Origin of the sequence: Synechococcus sp. B60.1 (assembly GCF_047462555.1) — a bacterium.
Taxonomy (GTDB): domain Bacteria; phylum Cyanobacteriota; class Cyanobacteriia; order Thermostichales; family Thermostichaceae; genus Thermostichus.
Map to the genome: position 1 here is coordinate 18,585 of NZ_JANSJN010000013.1, position 7,449 is coordinate 26,033.

The window sequence follows — 7,449 nt, forward strand, 5'->3', positions numbered from 1 at the left end:
CCGTAGCCGGCGCCCAGGTCATCCAGCGCCACCCGAAAGCCCGCCTGCCGATAGAAGCGCAAAATCCGCTGCAAGTGGTCCAAATCGGGGCTGCGGTCGGATTCGTTGACCTCAAACACCACCCGCTGGGGCGGGATCCCGGCGCGACTGATGGCCCAGACGGTGGAGCGCAGACAAAAGGCCGGGTCGTAGATAGCCGTAGGGCTGAAGTTGATGAAGAGATCCCCTTGTAAGCGGTGCTGGGTGGCCGCGGCAATGGCCGTGCGGCGGGCGGCCAAGTCCAAGTGGTAGAGCAGCCCGGCCTCGCGGGCCATGGCAAAGAGCAAGCCCGGCCCAATCACCTTGCCCTCTTTGTCCAACCCCCGCACCAGCGCCTCGTGGCCAACCACACAAGTGGGATCCCGCCCCCCGACAATGGGCTGAAAGTAGGTGGTGAGACGGTTTTCCTTCAACACTTCCAGCAAAAGCTCAGCTTGGGTGCGGTGGAACAACTGCAGCAGTGACTCCACCCGGGCGCAATCTTGCCAGCAGGGATCCCTATCTCCGGCCAAAAACAGGGCGCGGCTGGCCCGCATCTCTTCTTGCGAGAGAATCTCAGCCATTGTCTCCAAGGTCTTCTTAAGGGCTCCCTGGGCAATGGCAACAACTAGGCCAAGGTCTTGCAAAAGTTGAACGGGAACCTCTGTCTTGGCCTCCAGAGCCCGCCAGAGCTTCTGGTGGATATGAGGAGTGGGCAGCCAGAGAAATAGGCGCCCTGGCTCTTGCAGAAAGGCGGGCAGAGCTGGGCAGTCGGGGCAAGACATAGATCTGCAGGGAGTAGCTAGAGGCAGTCCCCCCGACAGTATGCCTTAGCTCTCTTAGAAATTGCCAAAAGTTGTCAATCAAAAGAAAAGTGTCAAAACTGATCCTTCATACCCCGCAGCCGGGCAAAGACCCGCACCGGATCTTGAACGCCGGTGGCCGCCTGCAGAGCCGGCTGATCCCAGCGCAAAAAAGGATTGGTGCGGCGCTCTTCGCCGATGGTGCTGGGCACCGTCGGGGATCCCGCCTGGCGCAGCGCCACCACCTGCTGATAGCGCGCCTGCAGATCCGGGTTGTCCCCATCCACCGTCAAGGCAAACTTGAGGTTGTTCAAGGTGTATTCGTGGGCACACCACACCCGCGTCGGTTCAGGTAACTGGCGCAGTTGATCCAGGGATCCCAGCATTTGCTCTGGGGTGCCCTCAAAGAGCCGCCCGCATCCCCCAGCAAACAGAGTATCGCCACAGAAGAGATCCCCGCTTTCGGGGAAGTAGTAGGCAACATGTCCCCGCGTATGGCCGGGCACAAACAACACCTTCGCCTGCCGGCCCGCAAATTCCACCGTCTCCCCCGCCTGCAGCTCCACCGTCTGGCCAGGGATCCGCCCTCGATCCACCTGGCTGCCGTAGACGACGGCGCGGGGGTAGCGGGCCAAAAGTTGCAGGTTGCCCCCCACATGGTCGTGGTGGTGGTGGGTGTTGAAGATGGCCACCAGCTCCGCCCCCAGCTCGGCCAATTTGTCCAGCACGGGCTCGGCCACTGCCGGATCCACCACTGCTGCCGTTGCCGTCTCGGGATCGTAGAGCAGATAGATGTAGTTGTCGCGCAGGGCAGGCAGTTGCAGAATGCGCATGGCCGGCTAGTCCTCAAAAATGGCCTGTTCTACATCCTGGCGGCTGAGGGAGTAGGGGAAAGACAGGGTTTTCGTGTTGCCATCCGGGTAGGTGTAGCGCACCCAGATGCTGGTCTCTTCTAGGCGCAGGCAGGCTTTCCAGCCCGGCCGCTCGCAAAACCATTGCTCCACATCCTTTGGGTCGCGGGTGCAGCCTTGCTCCTCCAGCCAGCGTTCGATGGCGTGGAGCGGGTGATTGTAGAGAGGTGTGGTGGCAGGGGGCAAAGGCATGGTGAGATTCAAACGCGCGCAGAGAAGCCGTCAAACTAGACAAAAGTTAACAGCCTATTCCATTCAAGCACTTGATCCGTGGGAAGCTCCGAGCGCTTTGTCTGAACCTCATCCCCAAGCAACCGGAGTTGGTTAGCCCACCCCGCCCTCCCGTAGCCAGGCCAAAGCAACCGCCAACACCAAACACGCCACGAAGGTGGATCCCATCAGCAGCAGGGCACAGAGCTCGCCCGCCGAGAGAGGCCGGGTTTCCATGCGCAGCTCGAGAGAATCCGTATGAAGGGATCCCCTCCCGTTGAGGGATCCCGTTTCGACCGTCACCGCCCGCAGGCTGGCATCGTAGATGGCCCGTTTCGCCGGGTTGCTGAGGACAAGGTAGGCTTCCTGGAGTTCTTGGAAGCAACGAATCGCCACCTCTGGCGCCAGAGGAGAAGTGTCGGGATGGTAGCGTTTGCTCAACTGCCGGTAGGCCCGCCGAATGGCCTCAGGAGATGCCCCTGGAGACAGGCCCAGCCGCTGGTAGTAGGTAAGAGAGGTCAACGAGCGCATGCCAGTCGCTAAACAACCAAGACCGGGAGGCAGCAGAACAGCTCTCAAGGGAGCCTGACCCCAATGTAAACCAGGATCCCTGCTGCCGGGCTTTATTCTTCTCCCTCCTCTTCTTCGGACTTGGCTTTGGGGTAGTAGAAGCCGGTGTTGCGACCGCTGAGAATGGCGCGCCCAATGGTCATCGCCCGCTGGGCCTGCAGCTTGGCTTTGCCCAGCCAAACAGCATACCGCCTGCGACTGCGGGCTTTGGAGGTTTTCTTCTTGGGAACAGGCATAGCTTGTACAAAAACACAGCTTTACTAGGCTAGCACTGGGCTTGCACGCTCGATCCCGTTCTGAACCTGGCCCAATTGGGTCAAGCTTTTCCGGCAACTTACAAAGGGCGAGCGTCTCTGCCCAACCTTAACTGTTGAGATCTGTCAACTCCTCTGTGCAAACCCTCTTCATCCCTTTTCCCAAAGGCCTCGAAGTCGGTAGAGTATAGGACATCTTCTGGAACAGGCGGCCAGGTGACATTGGTCATCCTCCCCCGGAAGCTCTTTTGGGTGCAAGCTAAGAATGGACTGTGGCCACCTCCTCGATCCAGGAGATCGCTCAATCATGCGCAACCTCTCTTCCATCTTGTTGTTCGGGATCCCGCTGCTGAGCTTGGGTTGGACGGGGATCCCAGTGGCTGCCCAATCCACCAATCCGGAGCTGTGCCAGAAGTTTCCCCAAGACCTTCGCTGCAATCTCTCTGCCCCCAGCCAGGTAGGACAAGCGCCTCAACCCAGCACTCGCCCGCGCGTTGCGGTTTTGGATTTTGATTTCAGCAGCCTCAGCAATTCCTACAGCCTGCGCGAGGCTTCCCGGGGGGTGAGCGATCTGCTGGTGGATCGGCTGGTGAGAGATGGCACTTTTTCTGTTATCGAGCGCTCGCGGCTGGACGCGATCTTGGCCGAGCAGAACTTGGGGCTATCAGGGCGGTTGGATGCCAACACCGCCGCTCAGGTGGGCCGGATCCTCGGGGTCGATGCGGTGATCCTCGGCAGTGTTACCCAGTTCGATGTGTCGGTGCGCCGTTCCGGCGGTGGGGCGCCGGTCTTAACCCCCTTCGGCAGCTTTCCGCTGGCGGTGGGGGCCGAGTCGGTGGATGCCGATGCCAACGTGCAGCTCAATGCCCGCCTGGTGAGCACCAGCACGGCTGAGATCTTGGCCGTGGTCGAGGGCCGGGGCAACGCCAGCCAGTCGGATAGTACGGTCACGGTTGCCGGCTTTGGCGGGGGATCCGCCACCAGCAACGAAGAAAAGCTGCTGGTTTTGGCCAGCCAGCAGGCGGTGGAGCAAATTGCCCAGCAGTTGGCCGGTTTTGCCAGTCGCTTGGCAGCCCAGCCCCGCTCTTTGCCGACGGTGGATGCCTTGGTGGCGGATGTCTACGGCAATCAGGTGATCTTGAACAAGGGCAGCCGCGACGGCTATCGCGTGGGATTGATCCTTTCTGTGGAGCGCGTCGTTCGCGAGGTTAAGGATCCGGCCACAGGAGCAGTCCTGCGCAAATTGACCGAGCCAGCTGGCCAAATTCAACTGACAGAGGTGGATCAGGGATCCAGTGTGGGCCGCATTCTCAGCGGCTCTGGCTTTAAGGTGGGAGATGTAGCCAAGCCGCTTCAATAGAAGTCCACCGGCTACTCCCCCGTAACTTGCTTCACCAGCAGGTTGGGGCTATTCGTTGCGCTTTGGGATCCCTACCATTCCGCTCTGGGCGGATTGGATAATGGTTCTAGCAGGGCCAACCCAAGAGCTGGTACAACTACAGCCAACCTAGGCAAAGGGAGAAGATGAAGGCTTTTGTTGCAGGGGCTACGGGAGAAACGGGGCGGCGCATCGTCAGAGAGTTGGTGGGACGTGGCATCCCGGTACGGGCGCTGGTGCGCAGCCGCGAGCTGGCCGCACAGGTTCTTCCCCCCGAAGCGGAAGTGGTGGTGGGAGATGTGCTGGACCCGGCCACCCTGGAAGCCGGCATGGAGGGATGTACGGTAGTGCTCTGTGCTACAGGGGCTAGGCCCAGTTGGGATCCCTTTCTGCCTTACCGAGTGGATTATGAAGGCACCAAGAACTTAGTGGATGTGGCCAAAGCCCAAGGGATCCAACACTTTGTTTTGATTTCTTCTCTATGCGTGTCCCAGTTGTTCCATCCCCTCAACCTGTTTTGGCTGATCTTGGTGTGGAAAAAACGAGCCGAAGAATACTTGCAAAACAGCGGCCTCACCTACACCATCATTCGGCCAGGGGGCCTGAAAAACCAGGACAACGAGGATGGCATTGTCCTCTCTCAGGCTGACACTCTCTTTGAGGGCAGCATCCCTCGCCTCAAGGTAGCTCAAGTGGCTGTTGAAAGCCTATTTCAACCGGCAGCAAAAAACCGCATCTTCGAGATCATCGCTAAGCCCGGCGTTCCCAGGCGGGAGTGGAGTGACCTCTTTGCCCTAGCAAGCTAGGGCCCCGTCGGAAGAAAAGTAGTATAGGGATCTCACGCCCGAGGCTGAGGGCGTTATAATCTCCCCAGCCCTAGCGGAGGTCCCTGAGATGGCTGTGCAACTCTTGCCTCAGTGTGAGAACTTACGGGAGCATGTTGAAACGATTCTAAACCTTTGGCAGCAGGATCCCACGCTCTCAGCAAAGCAAGATACAACCCGAGTTCAGGCTTCACTGAGCAAGGCTATTTCTCCAACTTTTGAGATTGTCTTTGCCGGTGCTTTTAGCGCTGGCAAGTCGATGCTGATCAACGCCTTGTTAGAAAGGGAGCTTCTCTATAGCGCTGAAGGACACGCCACAGGGACAGAGTGCTACATCTCCTATGCAGAGCCTGCCGCCGAGAGGGTAGTACTCACCTTCCTCAGCGAGCGGCAGGTGCAGGAACAGATGGCTGCCTTCTGCACTCGCTTAGGCTTAGCCCTACCCAGCGGCAACAACCTAGAGGAAGTCACCCTCAATCGCCTAAAAGAGCAGGCTGAGGCCATTGTTCAGCAGGAGGGCGGCAAAAGTAAGTCGGAACGAGCAAAGCAGGCAGATGCGCTGCGCTTATTAATTGAAGGTTTCCAGCAAAACCGCGCCAGAATTCACCCAACCGAAAACAGAGTATTTTCGATGGAACAGCTTAACCTTGGCAACCTAAGAGAAGCGGCCAGTTTTGCGCGGCGCGGTGCCAATAGTGCAGTTCTGCGGAAGATTGAGTACTACTGCCATCATCCTCTATTAGAAGACGGAAACGTTATTGTCGATACTCCTGGAATTGATGCTCCGGTTAAAGCGGATGCCGAGCGCACCTATCAAAAAATTGCCGATCCAAACACTTCCGCAGTTGTCTGTGTCCTCAAGTGTGCTACAACAGGTGAGCTGACTAAAGAAGAAACAGAACTCATTGAGCACATCCAAAGTAGCGAAAGTATTCGCGATCGAGTTTTTTATGTGTTCAACCGCATTGATGAAACTTGGTACAACTCCCAGCTAAGGCAGAGATTAGAGACCATCATTGACCAGCAGTTTCGTCAAGCCCGCCTATTTAAAACTAGTGCCCTGCTTGGCTTCTACGGCTCGCAGATCAGGGAAACGACTCGAGAAACAAGGTTTGGTCTGGATACCATTTTTGCAGAAAGTATAAAAGAGCTAGGTGGCAGAGAGCAGACACCTCAATTTATTAGTGAATTTGTCAAGTACTGTAGCTCCTCAGGCAGGCTTGTGGGATCCCCCTTCCGCCCTTCGGTGCACGGCTATGAGACTCCTATCGATAACTACGTTCGAATTCTAAGCGAGTGGGGCAAGCCCTTGATTGAGTACATGATCAAAGATAGCGGCATAGAAGAATTTCTCAGTGGGATTACTCGCTATTTGAAGGAAGAAAAGCGCCCGCAGTTGTTTATAGCTCTTGCCGATGACCTGCAGCCTCTGTGTATTGAGCTCAGAAAGTCCTACCTAGATCTTTATAGAGACCTAGACAGCCAGCCTAGAGAAGTTGATAGCATGATTGCCCATGAGTTAATGCTTATTAATCAGCAGTTGAATAGGATTGGTCAAGAGTTCGATGAACATATTCAAACTATGGTTAACGAAATTATTGACGGAACGGATAAAGAGTTTGAGTATGACTTCCGAAGGCTGCAGGCCAAGATGGTGCGTAGGCTGGATGAGCTTCTGGACACATTCTCAATAGATAGTGCCTATAGCCAAGCTGTCCGCATCCACCACCGTAACTCCACAGCTCCCTTTTTGGCTGTGCTGGTTGAGGCCCTTTACTACCTATCAAATCACCTAGAGGATATACTGGTCGAGTCTGCCACCACAGTTGTGGAGAACTCCTTTCGGCGGATTATTGATCGGGTACGCAGTTCAGACTACTACAAGCAGTTGTTTCGCCTACTGGGATCCGACGGTGATCTAGAGAAAAAACTACTAGAGGTTAAGGAAAAAGTTTGCACTGCATTAGTTAGCGGCGCTCGAAAAGAGTGCGATCGGTATCTAAGAGAAAGTCCTCGCTTCTATGACGAGGGCACTTTCTCCATTTACCAGTTCCGGGAAGTTTTAAAGCAAACATCTCAGTCCTACGATATTTCCGCTATTCGAGATGCGGAGCCGGGGATCCGGCAATTGCTGAAGCTTGACTTTGAGCCCAAAGTCAGCCAGACAATACGCTCTAACTTCCGACAAGAAACCAACAATACCCTCAAGACTCAGCTCTTGCCCGTTGCTAAGGAAGTGGCTGATGAAATTCTACAAAAGTATCCCGAAGCAAAGCAATTTATGGAAGCGACACTTAGAAAGGAAGCAGAAGAAAGAATTACCTTAAACCAACAGCGTCTAAGGGATCTAGAAGCAAAGATCGATAGCTACAACCAAGCCGTTTCTGGGATTAACCTATGCTTACAGGCTATGGGCCTAGGTCGTGAACTTTTGCCCTCGATTTCTTTACTGAAACCTTCTTCGACCGGTGAATTAGCTGA

The 7,449-nt window shown here is 55.9% G+C and carries 8 protein-coding genes; 3 read left to right on the forward strand and 5 right to left on the reverse strand.

Going from position 1 to position 7,449, the window contains the following annotated elements; genetic code table 11:
• The 5 genes from NW863_RS02735 to NW863_RS02755 all read right to left on the reverse strand — a co-directional run.
• Positions 1-803, reverse strand: an 803-nt coding sequence (locus NW863_RS02735; protein WP_414364219.1) for an EAL domain-containing protein, incomplete at its 3' end; no start/stop codon positions are given.
• Between the two features lie 92 nt (positions 804-895).
• Positions 896-1,654 (reverse strand): hydroxyacylglutathione hydrolase, encoded by a 759-nt coding sequence (gloB, locus tag NW863_RS02740; RefSeq protein WP_414364220.1) that lies wholly within the window; start codon positions 1,652-1,654, stop codon positions 896-898.
• 6 nt (positions 1,655-1,660) lie between these two features.
• Positions 1,661-1,924 carry a DUF3143 domain-containing protein gene (locus tag NW863_RS02745; RefSeq protein ID WP_414335177.1) on the reverse strand — a complete coding sequence of 88 codons (264 nt, stop codon included), beginning with the start codon at positions 1,922-1,924 and terminating at the stop codon, positions 1,661-1,663.
• A gap of 132 nt (positions 1,925-2,056) precedes the next feature.
• Complete coding sequence (locus NW863_RS02750) at positions 2,057-2,473, reverse strand: J domain-containing protein (RefSeq protein WP_414364221.1); 417 nt, start codon at positions 2,471-2,473, stop codon at positions 2,057-2,059.
• Positions 2,474-2,565: 92 nt separating this feature from the next.
• Positions 2,566-2,748 (reverse strand): 50S ribosomal protein L32, encoded by a 183-nt coding sequence (locus tag NW863_RS02755; RefSeq protein ID WP_011430004.1) that lies wholly within the window; start codon positions 2,746-2,748, stop codon positions 2,566-2,568.
• Positions 2,749-3,073: 325 nt separating this feature from the next.
• Between NW863_RS02755 and NW863_RS02760 the strand changes: the two genes are divergently transcribed.
• The 3 genes from NW863_RS02760 to NW863_RS02770 all read left to right on the forward strand — a co-directional run.
• The gene (locus tag NW863_RS02760) at positions 3,074-4,126 is read left to right on the forward strand and encodes a CsgG/HfaB family protein (protein WP_414364222.1); all 1,053 of its coding nucleotides are present in this window, start codon (positions 3,074-3,076) and stop codon (positions 4,124-4,126) included.
• 164 nt (positions 4,127-4,290) lie between these two features.
• Positions 4,291-4,950, forward strand: coding sequence for an SDR family oxidoreductase (locus tag NW863_RS02765; protein ID WP_414364223.1), 660 nt, complete (start codon positions 4,291-4,293; stop codon positions 4,948-4,950).
• Positions 4,951-5,038: 88 nt separating this feature from the next.
• Positions 5,039-7,449: dynamin family protein (locus NW863_RS02770; protein WP_414364224.1), on the forward strand; the 2,411-nt coding region annotated here is incomplete at its 3' end.